Consider the following 17,833-nt stretch of genomic DNA (forward strand, 5'->3'; position numbering starts at 1 on the left):
CACCCGGCACCGGCGTTCCGGAGCATATGCTTGGAGCCGTGACCGCATCCGATCCGGCCGCCCAGGCCGCGGCCGCGCCGCGTCAGGAGGCCGAGTCGACCGGTCCGGTGCGCACCGCAGCCTTCTTCGATCTCGACAAAACGGTGATCGCCAAGTCCAGCACCCTCGCTTTTAGCAAACCTTTTTTCAACCAGGGACTGCTGAACCGGCAAGCCGTCCTCAAGTCCACCTATGCCCAGTTTCTGTTCCTGATGTCCGGTGCCGACCACGATCAGATGGACCGCATGCGGTCCTACCTGACGAACATGTGCACGGGCTGGGACGTCGAACAGGTCAAGTCGATCGTCGCCGAGACGCTGCACGACATCGTCGACCCCCTGGTCTTCGCCGAAGCCGCCAACCTGATCGCCGACCACAAGCTGTGCGGCCGCGACGTCGTGGTGGTCTCGGCGTCCGGTGAGGAGATCGTCGCGCCCATCGCCCGCGAACTCGGCGCCAATCATTCGATGGCCACGCGCATGGTGGTCGCCGACGGCAAGTACACGGGCGACGTCGACTTCTACTGCTTCGCCGAAGGCAAGGTCCAGGCGATCGAGGAACTCGCGGCCCGCGAGGGCTACGCACTGGAGCACTGCTACGCCTACTCGGACTCCATCACCGATCTGCCGATGCTCGCGGCCGTCGGCCACCCCGCCGTGGTCAACCCGGACCGCGCGCTGCGCAAGGAGGCCGTCGCCCGCGGCTGGCCGGTGCTGACCTTCACCCGTCCGGTCTCGCTGCGAGACCGGCTGCCGGCACCGTCGGGCGCCGCGGTGGCCACCACCCTGGCCGTCGGCGCCAGCGCCCTCGCGGCCGGCGCCGTGACGTACTCGCTGCTCCGTCGGCTGAGCTTCTGAAAGCTACTGGCGAGTTGCTGAGTGCCCTGGGATAACAATCACAAATCGCCGGTGATTGACCCTTGATGTGACTGCGGTCACGTAGTACAAAGGAAGCACGGAAGCCCCCCGAGGCCAAGACCGAACCGGAAGAGAAGGTTCGACCTCCCGAAGAGGGCATCCCAGCACGGAATACCGGCACCCACGCGGAGCACATACCGCGACAATGGTAAAAGCGTTGTGGGCCTGCGTAATTGCGAAAAGCGAACGGCTAAGAGAACTCCTTGGGTGGGGTTATAGTCGCAGCGCATTGCAGGGACGCCGAGGCCACCCACACAACCCGACAAGCACGCTTGGTAACCGGGGTTCCGTGCTAGCGGGCGGCGAGCCGAGTCAGATGCCCTCTGACGACGGAGCGCCGCCCGCTTTTATGTGTGCATGTTTGCTGGCGAGGGCCGCGAACCGAGCGCTACTTGGCCGAAGCCTGCGCAATCGACAGGGCCTCACGAGCCCCGGAATGCAGAGCGCGACTGCTGCAGATCAACCACGCCGTCAGCCCGTCGGCCGTGCCCGACGCGAAGCCCCGTGCCGCGGCACGATATTCGCCGACCTGACGCATCCAGTACATCTCGGGAACGCCGAGGCCGTGCGGGTCGAGACCACTCGACATGGTGATCAGCCGGGACACCGCGCGCGCCACCACACCGTCGGCCACCCCGAACGGAGCCAGGCTCAGGAGTTCGCCATGAGCGACGGCCGCGAGCACCGTCGCCGGCACCCGGCTCCCGCCGCCCACGATCTCGCCGAGCAGCTCCAGCCGCCGGCCCACGTCGGGATCATCGGTGCGGGGCCGGCCGAGCTGGTCCGGGTCCGTCAGATCCGCGGCCGCCAGGGAGTGCAGCCGGGCGATCGCCTGCAGCGGTGCCCGCTGCCAGACGCCGACGAGCGCCGTCGCACCACCTTCGAGCGCCTCGGCCACGCGCAGCGCGCCGGCCAGCACCGCGTCGGCGCGCTCACCTTTGGCCGGCGCCTCGCCGTCTTTACTGAAACTCAGGGATCCGCCGTCGAGCACCGACGACGCCCGGGCGGCCCGCATCGACGCCTCGGCCGCGGTGGCGGGCCAACCGCGCAAGTTCACCTTGTGCCGGTGGGCCCTGCCGAGCGCTTCACGCGCCTCGTCTCCGGCCTCGGCCACGCCGGGGAGTTCGGCCAACGGAGCCAGCGGGTCAGGTGCAGCCACGTCCGCACACGGTAGTGCCACCGGGTGGCCACCACCAACGTCCCGGTGGCGGGTCACCTCCAACGTCATTGCAACGTGCCAGTGACTACGCTCACAGCCATGACACAAGACACCGCTGTGCCACAGGCTTACCCGCCGCCTGCCGAGTTCGCCGCGCAGGCCAATGCCACCGCTGCGCTGTATCAAGAGGCCGACGCCGACCGCCTGGATTTCTGGCGCCGCCAGGGCGAGCGGTTGTCCTGGGCCACCCCGTTCACCGAGGTCCTGGACTGGTCGAATGCGCCGTTCGCCAAGTGGTTCGGCGACGGCAAGCTCAACGTCGCCTACAACTGCGTCGACCGCCACGTCGAGGCCGGCAATGGTGACCGGGTCGCGATCCACTGGGAAGGCGAGCCGGTCGGCGACGCCCGCGACATCACCTACGCCCAGCTCAAAGACGAGGTCAGCAAGGCCGCCAACGCGTTGAGCGCCCTGGGCCTGCAAGCGGGCGACCGTGTCGCCATCTACATGCCGATGGTGCCCGAGGCCATCGTGGCGATGCTGGCGTGCGCGCGCCTGGGTGTCATGCACTCGGTCGTGTTCGCCGGCTTCTCGGCCACCGCTCTGGCCGCCCGCGTCGAGGACGCCCAGGCCAAGCTGGTCATCACGACCGACGGGCAGTACCGCCGCGGCCAGGCGGCCTCGCTCAAGTCCGCGGTCGACGAAGCCGTCACCGGCCAGCCGAGCGTCGAGCACGTCCTGGTGGTCAAGCGCACCGGCATCGACGTCGACTGGACCGACGGCCGCGACGTCTGGTGGCACGAGATCGTCGACTCGCAGTCGACCGAGCACAGCCCTGAGGCCTTCGACGCCGAGCAGCCGCTGTTCCTGCTGTACACCTCCGGCACCACCGGCAAGCCCAAGGGCATCGTGCACACCAGCGGCGGCTACCTGACCCAGGCGTCCTACAGCCACCACAACGTCTTCGACATCAAGACCGACGACGTGTACTGGTGCACCGCCGACATCGGCTGGGTCACCGGGCACACCTACATCGTGTACGGCCCGCTTTCCAACGGCGTCACGCAGGTGGTCTACGAAGGCACCCCGACCTCACCCAACGAGCACCGGCACTTCGACATCATCGAAAAGTACGGCGTCACCATCTATTACACGGCGCCGACGCTGATCCGCACCTTCATGAAGCTGGGCCACCAGATCCCCGCGGCGCACGACCTGTCGAGCCTGCGGGTGCTCGGCTCGGTCGGCGAGCCCATCAACCCCGAGGCGTGGCGCTGGTACCGCGAACACATCGGCGCGGGCACCACCCCCATCGTGGACACCTGGTGGCAGACCGAGACCGGCGCCATCATGATCTCCCCGCTGCCCGGCGTCACCGCGGCCAAGCCCGGCTCGGCCATGACGCCGCTGCCCGGCATCAGCGCCAAGATCGTCGACGACGACGGCAACGAGCTGGTCCCCGGCGCCGACGAGGCAGAACACGTCACCGGCTACCTCGTGCTCGACAAGCCGTGGCCGTCGATGCTGCGCGGCATCTGGGGCGACGACGAACGGTTCAAGGACACCTACTGGTCCCGGTTCGCCGAACAGGGCTGGTACTTCGCCGGCGACGGCGCCCGCTACGACGCCGACGGCAACATCTGGGTCCTGGGCCGCATCGACGACGTCATGAACATCTCCGGGCACCGCATCTCCACCGCCGAGGTCGAATCCGCACTCGTCGGGCACGCCGGCGTGGCCGAGGCCGCCGTCGTCGGCGCCACCGACGCCACCACCGGCCAGGCCATCTGCGCGTTCGTCATCCTCAAGGAGTCGGCGCACGGCGGACCGGAGAACATGATCGAGGAACTGCGCGCCCAGGTGGCACGGGAGATCTCCCCCATCGCCAAACCCCGGGAAATCCACGTCGTGCCCGAGCTGCCCAAGACCCGTAGCGGCAAGATCATGCGCCGCCTGCTGCGCGACGTCGCCGAAGGCCGCGACCTCGGCGACACCTCCACCCTCGTCGACCCCAGCGTCTTCGAGGCCATCCGCGCCAGCAAGTAAGGCAGCACGCAGGGCCAGGCCGGCTCAGGCGATCGGCACGTAGCCGGCGCCGGGCCGGCTCTTGGCGTCGAGATCGGCGATCACCGCGTTGATCGACACCGTCACGGCCGGGGTGTGCAGCGGCACGTACTTGACGACGCATGTCGGCAGGTCGTCGCTGAACGCGCCGTGGATCATGCCGACCAGCTTGTTGTTCACCGTGACGGGCGCACCCGAGTCGCCCGGCTGGCCACACACCTGGTCCACGATGGTGCCCGGGTCCTGTCCGGGGCCCCACGTGACGCCGCACGTGTAGCCGGTGGTGCGGCCCAGCTTGCACGCCACCTGGCCGAAAGCCGGGTCCGGGCCGATGCCGTCGATCTGGAATCCGTTGACGGTGTTGAAGGGCTGCACCTTGGCCGGCTCGAACTCGATGACGGCGTAGTCCAGCGGCTGACTGCCGGCCACCATGACGCCCAGCGTGCCGCGGTTCTCGGCGCCCTCGGCCGACACCTCGTGGCCGGGCCCGCCGCAGTGCGCCGACGTGAAGCCGACCAGCTTGCCGCGGTTGTCATGACCGATCGTGGTCAGGGTGCAGAAGGTGTCACCGTCGACGACGATGCCCGAACCACCACCCAGCGGCACCGGGGCATCCGCGTGGGCCGGCACCCCGGCCGACGTGCCGAGCAGAGCAATGGCCGTCCCACACATCGCAGCAATCACGGGTGCCAAACGCATCGGGGCAGTGTATCCCTGGCCCGGATCGTTAAGCGGCGCCCCACGTGGCAACATATGCCAGGACTACACCGACGCCGGGAGGACGTGTTCGTGAGCAATGGCGATCGCAAGAATGGCCCCGTTCCAGCCACGGTGACCTCGATCCCACTGGTGGATCCGCATGCGCCCAAGGCCGATCCGTCGATCGGCGATCTGGTCAAGGAAGCCACCGCGCAGATGTCGACGCTGGTGCGGGCCGAGGTCGAGCTCGCGCGCGCCGAGATCACCGCCGACGTGAAGAAGGGCCTGACCGGCAGCGTCCTGTTCATCGCAGCCCTGGTCGTGCTCTTCTACTCGACGTTCTTTTTCTTCTTCTTCCTCGGCTCGCTGCTCGAGCTGTGGCTGCCGAGCTGGGCGTCGTACCTCATCGTCTTCGCACTGATGGTGCTGACGACGGGTGCGCTCGCGTTCCTGGGCTTCCTCAAGGTCCGCAAGATCCGCGGCCCGCGGGACACCATCGCCACGGTCAAGGAGGCCAAGGTGGCGCTGACGCCGGGGCACGACAAGCCGTCGAGTCAGATCACCGCCCGCACGGCTTCTAGCGACACCTCAGGCTGGTAGTGCCGCCACCTGATCCGTCGGTCGTCCGGATCGACGGTCCGTGGCGACACCTCCAGGTGCACGCGAACGGGATCCGCTTCCACGTCGTGGAGGCCGAGGGCTCCGAGCCCGAGGATCGGAACGCGGACGGTTCCTCCAACGCCGAGCGTCCGCTGGTCATCCTGCTGCACGGGTTCGCCTCGTTCTGGTACTCGTGGCGGCATCAGCTGCGCGACCTGCGCGGCGCCCGTGTGGTCGCGGTCGACCTGCGCGGCTACGGCGGCAGCGACAAACCACCGACCGGATACGACGGCTGGACGCTGGCCGGGGACACCGCCGGCCTGGTGCGGGCGCTGGGACACCACTCGGCCGTGCTGGTCGGACATGCTGACGGCGGCCTCGTGTGCTGGGCGACGGCGATGCTGCATCCGCGGGCGGTCCGGGGCATCGCGCTGGTCAGTTCACCGCATCCGGTGGCGCTGCGGTCCTCGACACTGACCGACAAGGGCCAGCGCGCGGCCCTGCTGCCGGCGATGCTGCGCAACCAGGTGCCGTGGTGGCCCGAGCACGTCCTGACCCGGCGCGGCGGTGCTGCCGTCGAGCAGCTGGTCCGCAGCCGCGCCGGCGCCGCCTGGCCGGCGTCGGCGGATTTCGCCCAGACCGCCGCGCACCTGCGCACCGCGATCCAGATTCCGTCGGCCGCGCACTCGGCGCTCGAGTATCAGCGGTGGGCGGCGCGCAGTCAGGTGCGCGGCGAAGGCCGGCGCTTCATGCGCGCGATGAAACAGCGCACCGCCGTGCCGGTCCTGCACCTGCACGGCACCGCCGATCCGTACGTGCTCGACGACCCGGTCCGCCGGACCCAGCGCTATGCCCCGCAGACCCGCTTCGTATCCGTGCCCGGCGCAGGCCATTTCGCGCACGAGGAGCAACCGTCGACGGTCACCTCGGAGCTGTCGACGTTCCTGCACCAGCTACCCGGCTGAGATGCACTTCCCGGTCGGCACCGCGTCCTGGTTGTCGACCTTGGCCATCTGCTTGGCCACCTCGTCGGCGGTGAGGACGAAGCCCGTGTCGGCGTCGTCGACCGCGGCGCCGAACACCACGCCGAGCACCTTCCCACTGCCGTCGATCAGCGGCCCGCCCGAATTGCCTTGGCGGACATTGCCTCTGATGGTGTAGACCTCACGCGTGACGGTCGTGGAGTGGTAGATGTCCGGACCGTTGAGCTTGATGACCTCGCGGATGCGCGCCGGAGTCGCGGCGAACTCACCGCCGCCCGGATAGCCCATCACCACGGCGCCGGTTCCGGTCGCGGCCTCCTGCATGTCGAACTTCAGCGGCGCCGCGGGCAGGTCGGGCGCGTCGAGGATCGAGATGTCGGCCTCGGGGTCGTACGACACGACCTTGGCGTCGTAGCTCTTGTCGTCGACCTGGACGGTGACGCTGTTGGAGCCGGCCACCACGTGGGCGTTGGACATCACCCGGCCGGGCGCCACCACGAAGCCGGTGCCCTCGAGCACCTTCTGGCAGCTCTGCGCGACACCGCGGATCTTCACGACGCTGCCCTTGGCCGCGGCCACCGCCGGATCGGCGACGAGCGCGGGGTCGGGTGCCGAGACGCTGACGATCGGGGTGCGGCCGAACGGCTGCAGCACCGACGGCAGGCCCGAGGTGTTCAGCAGCGCCGAGAGCCGCGTGGGTACGCGCTTGAGCCAGGCCGGTGCGAGGTCGTTGACCTCGGACAACACGCGCGAGCCGTTCACCGCGGCCGCCAGGTTCGGTTGGTCGGACGACGTCAGCGGGGTAGCCAGCAGCCAGGCGGCGACCAGGACCGCGACCAGTTGCAGGGCCATGCCGACGACCGAGTCGAACCCGCGCACCACTTCGTTGCGCATGGCGCCACGGACGGCGCGGCCCAGCACCACACCGGCGATCTCGCCGACCACGACCAGGCCCAGGATCAGGAACAGGGCGATGAAGAGCTTGCTGCGGGCGCCGTCGACGTGCGCCACGACATGCGGCGCCAGCAGCACACCGGCCACCGCGCCGAGCACCACACCGAGAAAAGACAGCAGCGAGCCCAGCGCCCCGGACCGCCAGCCCGAGACGGCGGCGACGAAGGCGACGGACAGAACGGCCAGATCCAGCCATTGTGAAGGTGTCATGGTTGATCCACACGGTAGCCGCTGGACTCGCCCAGCAGCGCCATTGCCGCGTCCAGTTCCTCGACGACGTCGGTGTTCCACGGCTTGGCCCAGCCTGCGACATCGAGCATCGCGGAGATCACCTGAGCGGTGAAGCCCCACACCAGCATCTGGTTGAGCAGAAATGCCGGGCCGGCGAACCGGCTGGTGTTCTCCTTGCGGTACACCATCAATCGGTTCTCGGGATTGACGAAGGCGCGCACCGGAACCCGCGCGACGATCGCGGTCTCCGCCGGGTCGACGGCGAGGACATGGCCGGGGTCGGGCGAGTACGCAAGCACCGGAACGACGTGAAAACCCGAGGGCGGGATGAACATTCGGTCCAGCTCCGCCAGTATGTGCAGCCGGGAGGGATCGATGCCGGTCTCCTCGTTCGCCTCCCGCAGGGCGGTGCCGATCGGACCGTCGTCCCCGGGATCGGATGCGCCTCCCGGAAAAGCCGCCTGTCCCGCATGGTGCCGCAACGTCGACGCGCGGACCGTGACCAGCAGGTCGGCGTCGGGCGGCAGGGCACCGGCCGGGGCGTCGGGCGCGCCCGAGAACAACACCAGGACGGCGGCGTCGCGTTTGGTGCCGGTCAGTGTCGCGGTGGCGCCGGCGGCGGTGATGGCCGCCAGCACGCTCTTCGGCACCCGGCGCCGGTAGGCCTGCGGCAGATCCGCCGCGTTGTCGACGAGGGGCCGCAGCCAGGCCGGGGCGGCCTGCGGGTTCAGCACACTCACCCCGACACTCCTAACTGTGGGTTCACTGCACTGGCGATCTCGTCGGCACTGGTGAACGGCCGGGGCAGGACCTGCGCCACGCTACCGTCCGGGCGCAGCAGCACGGTCGCAGGCATGACGTTCGGCACGCGCAGCGCGGCCGCGATCAGCCGCCGGCCGTCCTGCAACATCGGCAGCTTGACGCCCAGGTCGGCCAGCCGCAACAGCCCGGCGGTCTCGTTCTCGTCCTGATGCACGGTCAGCACCGTCACCTGCGCGCCCATCCGGCGCTGGTACTCGGCCAGTGCGGGCAGTTCGTCGGCGCACGGCCCGCACCAGTAGGCCCACAGGTTCAGCACGACGGCCCGGCCGGCCACGGCCTTGGCGACGTCGACGGGCACGCCGTCGGCCGCGCAGTCGACCGTGATGCCCTGCAGGGCTTGTGGTCCGGGCCCACCCTGCGGCGCCGGACAGGGCGGCAGGGCCGCCTTGGCCCGGGGCCCGGCCAGTGCCGCCGGGGTGTCGGCGTCGCGATGTGCGCGCGTGACAGTCTGCTGACCCGCCGGCCCCGACGCGGTCCGGTCGTCACCGAGTTGCCGCCACAGCGCCACACCCAGAACGACGAAAACGGCCAGCACCACGACGGTCCAGCGGACAGACCGACTCACTCGGTGATCCCGGCCAGAGCCAGCAGATGTTCGGTTTCGGGTCCCTTGACCAATGCCGCGGCGGCCGCCAGATCCGTCGGCCCGAGGCCGTACGACGGGCAGTCGCGCGCCAGCACGCACACGCCGCAGGCCGGGGTTCGGGCGTGACAGACCCGGCGCCCGTGGAAGATGACGCGGTGCGACAGCAGGGTCCATTCCTTGCGCGGGATCAGTTCGCCGACGGCGTGCTCCACCTTGACCGGGTCCTCTTCGGCGGTCCAGCGCCAGCGTCGCACCAGCCGGCCGAAATGGGTGTCGACCGTGATGCCCGGGATGTCGAAGGCGTTGCCCAGGATGACGTTGGCGGTCTTGCGCCCCACACCGGGCAGCGTGACCAGCTCATCGAGGGTGTCCGGCACCTCACCGTCGAAGCGCGCCACCAGTTCCTGGCCCAGCCCGATGATCGAGTTGGCCTTGTTCCGGTAGAAGCCGGTGGGCCGGATCAGTTCCTCGAGTTCGGTCCGGTGCGCCTGCGCGTAGTCAAGCGCAGTCGGGTATTTGGCGAACAGCGCCGGCGTGGTGAGGTTCACCCTCTTATCCGTGCACTGCGCCGACAGGATCGTGGCCACTGCCAGCTCCAGCGGATTGGTGAAATCCAGCTCGCAGTAGACGTGCGGGAACGCTTGCGCCAGTTCACGATTCATTCTCCGGGCGCGACGCACCAGACCCAGGTGGGTTTCGCGGTCGTATTTTGCGGTGGATCGTCGCGCAGGCACGCCGGTAAGCGTACTGAGAGAAGTCGGTAAGGATACTTTGACCGGCGTCGTTTCGTGATCACCCTGAGACATTCGGCGTGTTTACTTCTGCGTGTGTCCTGGTTGCTCGTGGTGTGCATTCCCGGGTTGCTGATGTTGGCAACCTTCGGGTTGAGCCGCCTCGAAGCGATGCTCGATACATCCAAGGAGACGTACACCGCGGCAGACGTCAAAGCCTTCGTCGAGAAGGTCAAGAATGCCTGGTCGGAACAGACCGCGTCCGCCGGTACGTTGCCGCACCGATCGGCGCCCCGATTCGAGGAGCCGCGCGCGCTGGCGGCCCCGTCGCCGACGCGCGACAACCCGCTCGGAGCCTTCGGTGAACCCGAATTACCCAGCCGTGCGTATGCCCACTATGCGAGCAATCCGCAATTTCGCGAGACTCGCCAGGCGAATCGTGTGTAGCGTGGCTGGTTGCGAAACGGCTTACCACTAGACTGACTTTGTTAACCAGTTCACTGGCTAGCTTGCGCGCGTTTTTTATCACTCACCAGCCTTAGGGAGCAACGTGGACGAGATCCTGGCGAGGGCCGGAATCTTCCAGGGTGTCGAGCCCACCGCGGTATCCGCACTGACCAAACAGCTGCAGCCTGTCGACTTTCCTCGCGGACACACCGTGTTCGCCGAAGGCGAGCCCGGCGACCGCCTCTACATCATCATTTCCGGCAAGGTGAAGATCGGCCGCCGGTCACCGGACGGCCGGGAGAACCTGCTGACGATCATGGGTCCGTCGGACATGTTCGGTGAGCTGTCGATCTTCGACCCGGGTCCCCGGACGTCGAGCGCCATCACCATCACCGAGGTGCGCGCGGTCTCGATGGACCGTGAGGCGCTGCGCGCCTGGATCGCGGACCGCCCGGAGATCGCCGAGCAGCTGCTGCGCGTGCTCGCCCGCCGGTTGCGCCGCACCAACAACAACCTGGCCGACCTGATCTTCACCGACGTGCCCGGTCGCGTGGCCAAGCAGCTGCTGCAGCTGGCCCAGCGCTTCGGCACGCAGGAGGGTGGCGCCCTGCGCGTCACCCACGACCTGACCCAGGAAGAGATCGCCCAGCTGGTCGGTGCCTCCCGCGAGACCGTGAACAAGGCGCTCGCCGACTTCGCACACCGCGGCTGGATCCGGCTCGAAGGCAAGAGTGTGCTGATCTCCGACTCGGAGCGGCTGGCCCGCCGAGCCCGCTAGTACTGACGAAGATGCCCCCGCACACATGGCGTGTCGGGGGCATCTTTGTCTGGTCTGGTCAAGCGGTCCGCAGGTAGTCCAACTGGGCCTGCACCGATTTCTCGGCGGCGTCCCACAGCTTCTGGTCGACGTCGGTATAGACGTGTTCGACGACCTGCCGCGCCGAGGCCTCTTCACCGAGCACTTTCAGGGCGCCGCGCACCTGGTCCAGCCGTTCCTCGCGGTGCGCGAGGTACATGGCCGTCACCTGCGACAGGTCGGCCAGATCGGGACCATGGCCGGGCAGGACGGTCCGCTGCCCGAGGCCCTGCAGCCGCCGCAGCGATTCCAGGTAGTCGCGCAAGCTGCCGTCCTCGTTGTCGATGACGGTGGTGCCGCGGCCGAGGACCGTGTCCGCGGTCAGCACGGCATCGTCGACGACGAACGACAGCGAATCCGCGGTGTGCCCCGGTGTCGCCATGACCTTGATCCGCAGGCCCGCGGCGTCGATCACCTCGCCATCGGTGAGCGGCCCGCCGAGTCCTCGCAGGAACCCGCTGCCGACCGAGCGCACCACCGCACCCGTCATGCCGACGAGCTTGTCGATGCCGCCGGTGTGGTCGTCGTGCTTGTGACTGATCAGCACCAGCGGAATCTTGCCGAGTGCTGCGATGCGCTCGAGGTGCGCATCGTCGTCAGGTCCCGGGTCGACGACGACCATCTCGTCACTACCGCGCCCGCGCAGCACCCAGGTGTTGGTGCCGTCGAGCGTCATGATCCCCGGGTTGTCGCACAGCAGTACCGAGGCGGCCTCCGTGACCGGCCACAGCACGCCATACGCGGGATGCGTCATACGACCTCGACGATCAACTCCACCTCGACCGGCGCATTCAACGGCAACTCCGAGACCCCGACGGCAGAGCGGGCGTGCGCACCGGCCGGGCCGAACACCTCGCCCATCAGTTCGGACGCGCCGTTGATCACCGCGGGCTGGCCGTTGAAGCCCGGTGCCGAGGCGACGAAACCGACGACCTTGACGATCCGCACCACCGAGTCGATACCCACCAGCGCGTGCACGGCAGCCAACGCGTTGAGGCCGCAGATCCGGGCCAGGGCCTTGCCGTCCTCGGCACTGACCTCGCCGCCGACCTTGCCCTCGGCCGGCAACTGGCCGCCCTGCATGGGCAGCTGGCCCGAGGTGTAGACGAGGTTCCCGGTACGGACGGCGGGGACGTAAGCGGCAAGGGGCGCAACGACTTCCGGCAGCTCGATGCCGAGCTCGGCCAACCGGTCGGAGACGGTCACTTCGGCCGCTTCAGGTATGCGACGTGCTGCTCACCGCTCGGGTTGGCCAGCACCGACACCAGCTCCCACCCGTCCTGGCCCCACTGGTCCAGGATCTGCTTGGTGGCGTGGATCAGCAACGGGACGGTGGCGTACTCCCACCGGGTCGGTTCGCTCATGCCGCCGAGCTTATCGGCCGAGGGGTACCGCATGGTTAACATGCTGGGGTGACCTCCGAATCGACGGGCCGAACCCACACCGGTTGGCCCGCGCGCCTGGACCAGGCGCGCCTCCATTTCGTCACCGGCAAGGGCGGTACCGGCAAAACCACCGTCGCCGCCGCGCTGGCGCTGGCGCTGGCGGCCGGCGGCCGCAGCGTCCTGCTGGTCGAGGTCGAGGGGCGGCAGGGCATCGCGCAGCTTTTCGACGTGCCGCCGCTGCCGTACGGGGAGCAGAAGATCGCCACCGCCGAAGGCGGCGGGCAGGTGAACGCGCTGGCCATCGACACCGAGGCCGCGTTCCTGGAGTACCTGGACATGTTCTACAACCTCGGCATCGCCGGCCGTGCCATGAAGCGCATCGGCGCCGTCGAGTTCGCGACCACGATCGCTCCCGGCCTGCGTGACGTCCTGCTCACCGGCAAGATCAAAGAGGTCGTGGTCCGCAACGGCAAAACCGCCAAGGAACTCAAGGGGCAGCGCCCCTACGACGCCGTCGTGGTCGACGCCCCGCCGACGGGCCGCATCTCGCGCTTCCTCGACGTCACCAAGGCCGTCTCGGATCTCGCCAAGGGCGGGCCGGTGCACTCTCAGGCCGACGGCGTGGTGAAGCTGCTGCACTCGGAGCTCACCGCCATCCACCTGGTCACCCTGCTGGAGGCGCTGCCCGTGCAGGAGACCTTGGAAGCCATAGAGGAATTACGAGAACTTCAGCTCCCGATCGGCAGCGTCATCGTCAACCGCAACATCCCGGCGTACCTGTCGCAGGAGGATCTGGCGAAGGCCGCCGAGGGCGTCGTCGACGCCGACGCCGTGCGCGCCGGCCTGGCCGACGCCGGAATCACGTTGTCCGACACCGACTTCGCCGGACTGCTCACCGAGACCATCCAGCACGCGACGCGCATGATGGCGCGCGCCGAGAGCGCCGAGGCGCTCGACGCCCTCGAAGTGCCCCGCCTGGAACTGCCCGCGCTCCCCGACGGGGTCGACCTGGGCAGCCTGTACGAACTCGCCGAAGCACTCGAGCAGCAAGGGGTTGGCACCAAATGAGCGGCAAGCCCTTGAAGTTGGACATGCACGCGATCCTGTCGGACAAAGCGAACCGTGTCGTGGTGTGCTGCGGCGCTGGCGGCGTCGGCAAGACCACCACCGCCGCCGCGATGGCGCTGCGGGCTGCCGAGTACGGCCGCACCGTCGTGGTGCTGACCATCGACCCGGCCAAGCGCCTGGCACAGGCCCTCGGCATCAAGGACCTCGGCAACACCCCACAGCGGGTGCCGCTGGCTCCCGAGGTGCCGGGCGAGCTCTACGCGATGATGCTCGACATGCGCCGCACCTTCGATGAGATGGTGCTGCAGTACTCCGGCGAGGACCGGGCCGACGCGATCTTGGAGAACCAGTTCTACCAAACTGTCGCGACGTCGCTCTCGGGCACGCAGGAGTACATGGCGATGGAGAAGCTCGGCCAGCTGCTGGCCGAGGACAAGTGGGACCTGGTCGTCGTCGACACCCCGCCGTCGCGCAACGCACTGGACTTCCTGGACGCACCGAAGCGGCTGGGCAACTTCATGGACAGCCGCCTGTGGCGCCTGCTGCTCGGTCCGGGCCGCGGCATCGGCCGGCTGGTCACCGGTGCCATGGGCCTCGCGATGAAGGCGCTGTCCACCGTGCTGGGTTCGCAGATGCTTTCCGACGCCGCGGGTTTCGTGCAGTCCCTCGACGCGACGTTCGGCGGCTTCCGCGAGAAGGCCGACCGCACCTACGAGCTACTGAAGCGCCCCGGGACCCGGTTCGTCGTCGTCTCGGCCGCCGAGCCCGACGCGCTGCGGGAGGCGTCGTTCTTCGTCGACCGGTTGTCGCAGGAGCAGATGCCGCTGGCCGGCCTGATCCTCAACCGCACCCATCCGATGTTGTGCGACCTGACCGCCGATGCGGCCGACGAGGCCGCGGGCAAGCTGGAGCAGTCCGGTCAGGACACCGATGCGCTGGCCGCGGCGACGCTGCGGATCCACGCGAACCGCACCGTGATCTCCAAGCGTGAGGTGCGGCTGCTGTCGCGGTTCACCGGGGCCAACCCGCACGTGGCGTTGGTGGGGGTGCCGTCACTGCCGTTCGAGGTGTCCGATCTCGAGGCGCTGCGGGCCATCGCCGATCAGATCACGGGCGACGTCGTCAAAGCCTGACAGACAACGGCTTTCAAATGCTTGTGCCCGGGATTTCCTAGGAAATCCCGGGCACAGCTGTTTCTACGTCTGTCAGACCGCGTTGCGGTGCTTGCGCTGGGTCGCGAAGAACTCGGCCCAGGACACCACCTCGGGGTGCTGTTTGAGCAGGGCACGGCGCTGACGCTCGGTCATGCCGCCCCACACGCCGAACTCGACCCGGTTGTCGAGGGCGTCGGCACCGCATTCGACGATCACGGGGCAGTGCCGGCAGATGACCGCGGCCTTGCGCTGTGCGGCGCCGCGGACGAACAGTTCGTCCGGGTCGGCCTGTCGGCACCGGGCCTGGGACACCCAGGCGATGCGGGCTTCTGCTTCAGGTTGGACCACGCCCTGTATCGCGCCGTTTCCGGCCTGGGGAGCGATTGTCGTGCGAACTACTGGCTGTGTACCTGCCACCAGCGATCCCTTCGTCACACCGTCTCCCGACGGCCGAGTCCTCCCGAGTAGGTCGCTGATGCGATCTACGCCACATTGCGGCTAGTAGTGTTACCTAGATCGCATTGTGTGTTCAAGTTAGGTGTTCAGGGGCCTATTGCGCAATGGGTCTGGGGCCGCTTTTTTGGGACGTGTGTCCAAACGTTAATTTTTGCCCGTGTCGCAGCCCCCTAGATGCCCCAAGGACGTGGTAATCGACCAGCGCTCAGCCGCTGGCCACCACGGTCGCTAGGCTGTACCCCATGCCCGAGCGACCGCAGAACCGTCCGCCGACCGCGGTCACCGTCATCAAGATGACGTGGTGCGTTCTGCTCGCCAGCGTGGTGCTCGCCGCGATGATGTTCCCGCTCATCGGGGGTGTCGGCCTGATGTCCAACCGGGCATCCGACGTCGTGGCCAACGGTTCGGCCCAGCTGGTCGAAGGCGATGCACCCGCGGTGTCCACCATGGTGGACGCCAAGGGCAACCCCATCGCGTGGCTGTATTCGCAGCGCCGCTTCGAGGTGCCGAGCGATCAGATCGCCAACACCATGAAGCTGGCCATCGTCTCGATCGAGGACAAACGGTTTGCCGAGCACAACGGGGTTGACTGGAAGGGCACCCTGACGGGCCTGTCCGGCTACATGTCGGGTTCGGCCGATACCCGCGGTGGATCCACCATCGAGCAGCAGTACGTGAAGAACTACCAGCTGCTCGTGGTCGCGCAGAGTGACGCCGAACGACGGGCCGCCATCGAGACCACCCCGGCACGCAAGCTGCGCGAAATCCGCATGGCGCTGACGCTGGACAAGACGTTCACCAAGTCCGAGATCCTGACGCGCTACCTGAACCTGGTGTCGTTCGGTAACGGCGCGTTCGGCATCCAGGACGCCGCCCAGACGTACTTCGGCGTCAACGCCAACCAGCTGAACTGGCAGCAGGCCGCGCTGCTCGCCGGCATGGTGCAGTCGACGAGCGGGCTCGATCCGTACGTCAATCCCGACGGTGCCCTGGCCCGCCGAAACCTGGTGCTGGACACCATGATTCAGAACGTCCCGCAGGAGGCCGAGGCCCTGCGCGCCGCCAAGGCCGAGCCGCTCGGCATCCTGCCGCAGCCCAACCAGCTGCCCCGCGGCTGCATCGCCGCCGGTGACCGCGCCTTCTTCTGCGACTATGTGCTCGACTACCTGTCGAAGGCGGGCATCAGCAAGGACCAGGTGGCCAAGGGCGGCTACCTGATCCGCACGACGATCGACCCGGACATCCAGAACGCGGTCAAGTCGTCGATCGACGGCATCGCCTCCCCCACCATCGACGGCATCGGCAGCGTCATGAGCGTCATCCGGCCCGGTAAGGACAACCACCAGGTGGTGGCGATGGCCAGCAACCGGACGTACGGCCTGAACACCGCGGCCGGGGAAACCATGCAGCCGCAGCCGTTTTCACTGGTCGGCGACGGCGCCGGGTCCATCTTCAAGCTGTTCACCACGGCCGCCGCCCTGGACATGGGCATGGGCATCAATGCGCAGCTGGACGTGCCCGGACGGTTCGAGGCCAAGGGCCTCGGCAGCGGCGGCGCCAAGGGCTGCCCGAAGGACAAGTGGTGCGTCGAGAACGACGGCCGCTACAAGGGCAGCATGAACGTCACCGAAGCGCTGGCGTCGTCGCCGAACACCGGGTTCGCCAAGCTCATCTCGCAGATCGGCGTCCCGCGCACCGTCGACATGGCGGTCAAGCTGGGGCTGCGGTCCTACGCCGCGCCCGGCACCGCCCGCCCGTACGACCCGAACAGCAACGAGAGCCTGGCCGACTTCATCAAGCGCCAGAACATCGGCTCGTTCACCCTGGGACCGTTCGAGGTCAATGCCCTCGAGCTGTCCAACGTCGCGGCCACGCTGGCGTCGGGCGGCACGTGGTGCCCACCGAATCCCGTGGACAAGGTGTTCGACCGGCACGGCAACGAGGTCTCGGTGACCACCCAGACCTGTGAGCAGGCCGTCCCCGAGGGCCTGGCCAACACCCTCGCCAACGCGATGAACAAGGACGCCATCAGTGGCACCGGTGCGGCGGCCGCGCAGTCGGTGGGCTGGAATCTCCCGGTCTCGGGCAAGACCGGAACCACCGAGGCCCACCGGTCGTCGGCGTTCCTGGGCTTCACGAGCGCCTACGCCGCCGCCAACTACATCTACGACGACTCGCCCACACCGTCCGACCTGTGCTCGTTCCCGCTGCGCCAGTGTGGCCGTGGTGACCTCTACGGCGGCCACGAGCCGGCCCGAACCTGGTTCACCGCCATGAAGCAGTTCACCCCGCCCAACGTCGTGATGCCGCCGACCGACCCGCGCTACGTCGACGGCGGGCCAGGGTCCAGGGTGCCGAGCGTCGCGGGCATGGACCTCGACCTGGCACAGAACCGCATCAAGGAAGCCGGCTTCCAGTTGTCCGCGCAGCCGTCGTGGGTCAACAGCACCGCGCCATCTGGTCAGGTGGTCGGAACCTCGCCGTCGGGACAGACCATCCCCGGTTCGATCATCACGATCCAGGTCAGCAACGGCATCGCGCCGCCGCCTCCGCCGCCACCGCCAGTGGGGATTCCGGGCCTCGACGGCTTGCCGCCGGTGCAGATCGGGTCGACGGTCGTGGAGATTCCGGGCCTGCCGCCCATCACCGTCCCGGTTCTCGGTCCCCCGCCCCCATAGGCCG

Annotated in this window: 19 protein-coding genes; 9 read left to right on the forward strand and 10 right to left on the reverse strand. The window is 68.3% G+C overall.

What is annotated here, in order from left to right; translation table 11 throughout:
• Positions 1-26 precede the first annotated feature (26 nt).
• A complete protein-coding gene (locus VXD91_RS07555) occupies positions 27-896 on the forward strand; it encodes an HAD-IB family hydrolase (RefSeq protein WP_293020917.1) in 870 nt (289 codons plus the stop codon).
• Positions 897-1,344: 448 nt separating this feature from the next.
• Here the strand turns inward: VXD91_RS07555 and VXD91_RS07560 are convergent, their stop codons facing one another.
• Complete coding sequence (locus VXD91_RS07560) at positions 1,345-2,115, reverse strand: oxidoreductase (RefSeq protein WP_133426327.1); 771 nt, start codon at positions 2,113-2,115, stop codon at positions 1,345-1,347.
• A gap of 99 nt (positions 2,116-2,214) precedes the next feature.
• On the opposite strand from VXD91_RS07560, the gene acs reads away from it, so the two are divergent.
• Positions 2,215-4,161, forward strand: a complete 1,947-nt coding sequence (acs, locus tag VXD91_RS07565; RefSeq protein WP_346415087.1) for an acetate--CoA ligase — start codon at positions 2,215-2,217, stop codon at positions 4,159-4,161.
• Between the two features lie 24 nt (positions 4,162-4,185).
• Here the strand turns inward: acs and VXD91_RS07570 are convergent, their stop codons facing one another.
• Positions 4,186-4,878, reverse strand: a complete 693-nt coding sequence (locus VXD91_RS07570) for a S1 family peptidase (RefSeq protein WP_346415088.1) — start codon at positions 4,876-4,878, stop codon at positions 4,186-4,188.
• A 90-nt stretch (positions 4,879-4,968) separates the two neighbouring features.
• Between VXD91_RS07570 and VXD91_RS07575 the strand changes: the two genes are divergently transcribed.
• Both VXD91_RS07575 and VXD91_RS07580 read left to right on the forward strand, forming a co-directional pair.
• On the forward strand, positions 4,969-5,478 hold the full coding sequence (locus tag VXD91_RS07575; RefSeq protein ID WP_061007141.1) for a phage holin family protein: 510 nt from the start codon (positions 4,969-4,971) through the stop codon (positions 5,476-5,478).
• Entirely contained in the window at positions 5,478-6,443 is a 966-nt protein-coding gene (locus tag VXD91_RS07580) for an alpha/beta hydrolase (RefSeq protein ID WP_064857700.1), read from the forward strand. The genes VXD91_RS07575 and VXD91_RS07580 overlap by 1 nt, the downstream gene beginning before the upstream one ends.
• Here VXD91_RS07580 and marP read toward each other — a convergent pair.
• The 4 genes from marP to nth are packed head-to-tail and all read right to left on the reverse strand — an operon-like array spanning position 6,432 to position 9,716.
• On the reverse strand, positions 6,432-7,625 hold the full coding sequence (gene marP / locus VXD91_RS07585; RefSeq protein WP_346415089.1) for an acid resistance serine protease MarP: 1,194 nt from the start codon (positions 7,623-7,625) through the stop codon (positions 6,432-6,434). The genes VXD91_RS07580 and marP overlap by 12 nt on opposite strands.
• Positions 7,622-8,386, reverse strand: a complete 765-nt coding sequence (locus VXD91_RS07590) for a CoA pyrophosphatase (RefSeq protein WP_346415090.1) — start codon at positions 8,384-8,386, stop codon at positions 7,622-7,624. The genes marP and VXD91_RS07590 overlap by 4 nt, the downstream gene beginning before the upstream one ends.
• The gene (locus VXD91_RS07595) at positions 8,383-9,033 is read right to left on the reverse strand and encodes a TlpA disulfide reductase family protein (protein WP_346415091.1); all 651 of its coding nucleotides are present in this window, start codon (positions 9,031-9,033) and stop codon (positions 8,383-8,385) included. Before VXD91_RS07595 ends, VXD91_RS07590 begins: the two co-directional genes overlap by 4 nt.
• Positions 9,030-9,716 carry an endonuclease III gene (gene nth, locus VXD91_RS07600; RefSeq protein ID WP_064857703.1) on the reverse strand — a complete coding sequence of 229 codons (687 nt, stop codon included), beginning with the start codon at positions 9,714-9,716 and terminating at the stop codon, positions 9,030-9,032. The genes VXD91_RS07595 and nth overlap by 4 nt, the downstream gene beginning before the upstream one ends.
• A 204-nt stretch (positions 9,717-9,920) precedes the next feature.
• Between nth and VXD91_RS07605 the strand changes: the two genes are divergently transcribed.
• A complete protein-coding gene (locus VXD91_RS07605; protein ID WP_346415108.1) occupies positions 9,921-10,232 on the forward strand; it encodes a hypothetical protein in 312 nt (103 codons plus the stop codon).
• Positions 10,233-10,335: 103 nt separating this feature from the next.
• A complete protein-coding gene (gene crp / locus VXD91_RS07610; RefSeq protein WP_020100982.1) occupies positions 10,336-11,010 on the forward strand; it encodes a cAMP-activated global transcriptional regulator CRP in 675 nt (224 codons plus the stop codon).
• A gap of 58 nt (positions 11,011-11,068) precedes the next feature.
• On the opposite strand, the gene VXD91_RS07615 is transcribed toward crp, so the two are convergent.
• Genes VXD91_RS07615 through VXD91_RS07625 form a run of 3 tightly spaced genes read right to left on the reverse strand, consistent with a single transcriptional unit; the run spans position 11,069 to position 12,452 of the window.
• Positions 11,069-11,842, reverse strand: a complete 774-nt coding sequence (locus VXD91_RS07615) for an MBL fold metallo-hydrolase (protein WP_346415092.1) — start codon at positions 11,840-11,842, stop codon at positions 11,069-11,071.
• Positions 11,839-12,294 (reverse strand): RidA family protein, encoded by a 456-nt coding sequence (locus VXD91_RS07620; RefSeq protein WP_061007129.1) that lies wholly within the window; start codon positions 12,292-12,294, stop codon positions 11,839-11,841. The genes VXD91_RS07615 and VXD91_RS07620 overlap by 4 nt, the downstream gene beginning before the upstream one ends.
• Positions 12,291-12,452: a DUF4177 domain-containing protein gene (locus VXD91_RS07625; RefSeq protein ID WP_090562576.1), complete on the reverse strand. Its 162-nt coding sequence runs from the start codon at positions 12,450-12,452 to the stop codon at positions 12,291-12,293. The genes VXD91_RS07620 and VXD91_RS07625 overlap by 4 nt, the downstream gene beginning before the upstream one ends.
• Positions 12,453-12,500: 48 nt before the next feature.
• On the opposite strand from VXD91_RS07625, the gene VXD91_RS07630 reads away from it, so the two are divergent.
• Complete coding sequence (locus tag VXD91_RS07630) at positions 12,501-13,541, forward strand: ArsA-related P-loop ATPase (protein ID WP_346415093.1); 1,041 nt, start codon at positions 12,501-12,503, stop codon at positions 13,539-13,541.
• Positions 13,538-14,674, forward strand: coding sequence for an ArsA family ATPase (locus tag VXD91_RS07635; protein ID WP_060999408.1), 1,137 nt, complete (start codon positions 13,538-13,540; stop codon positions 14,672-14,674). The genes VXD91_RS07630 and VXD91_RS07635 overlap by 4 nt, the downstream gene beginning before the upstream one ends.
• Before the next feature lie 72 nt (positions 14,675-14,746).
• On the opposite strand, the gene VXD91_RS07640 is transcribed toward VXD91_RS07635, so the two are convergent.
• Positions 14,747-15,052 carry a WhiB family transcriptional regulator gene (locus VXD91_RS07640; RefSeq protein WP_020100988.1) on the reverse strand — a complete coding sequence of 102 codons (306 nt, stop codon included), beginning with the start codon at positions 15,050-15,052 and terminating at the stop codon, positions 14,747-14,749.
• A 341-nt stretch (positions 15,053-15,393) separates the two neighbouring features.
• Between VXD91_RS07640 and ponA2 the strand changes: the two genes are divergently transcribed.
• Complete coding sequence (gene ponA2, locus VXD91_RS07645) at positions 15,394-17,829, forward strand: transglycosylase/D,D-transpeptidase PonA2 (RefSeq protein ID WP_346415094.1); 2,436 nt, start codon at positions 15,394-15,396, stop codon at positions 17,827-17,829.
• The last annotated feature ends 4 nt before the right edge of the window (positions 17,830-17,833 follow it).

It is taken from the genome of Mycobacterium sp. SM3041, assembly GCF_039668335.1.
GTDB lineage: Bacteria > Actinomycetota > Actinomycetes > Mycobacteriales > Mycobacteriaceae > Mycobacterium.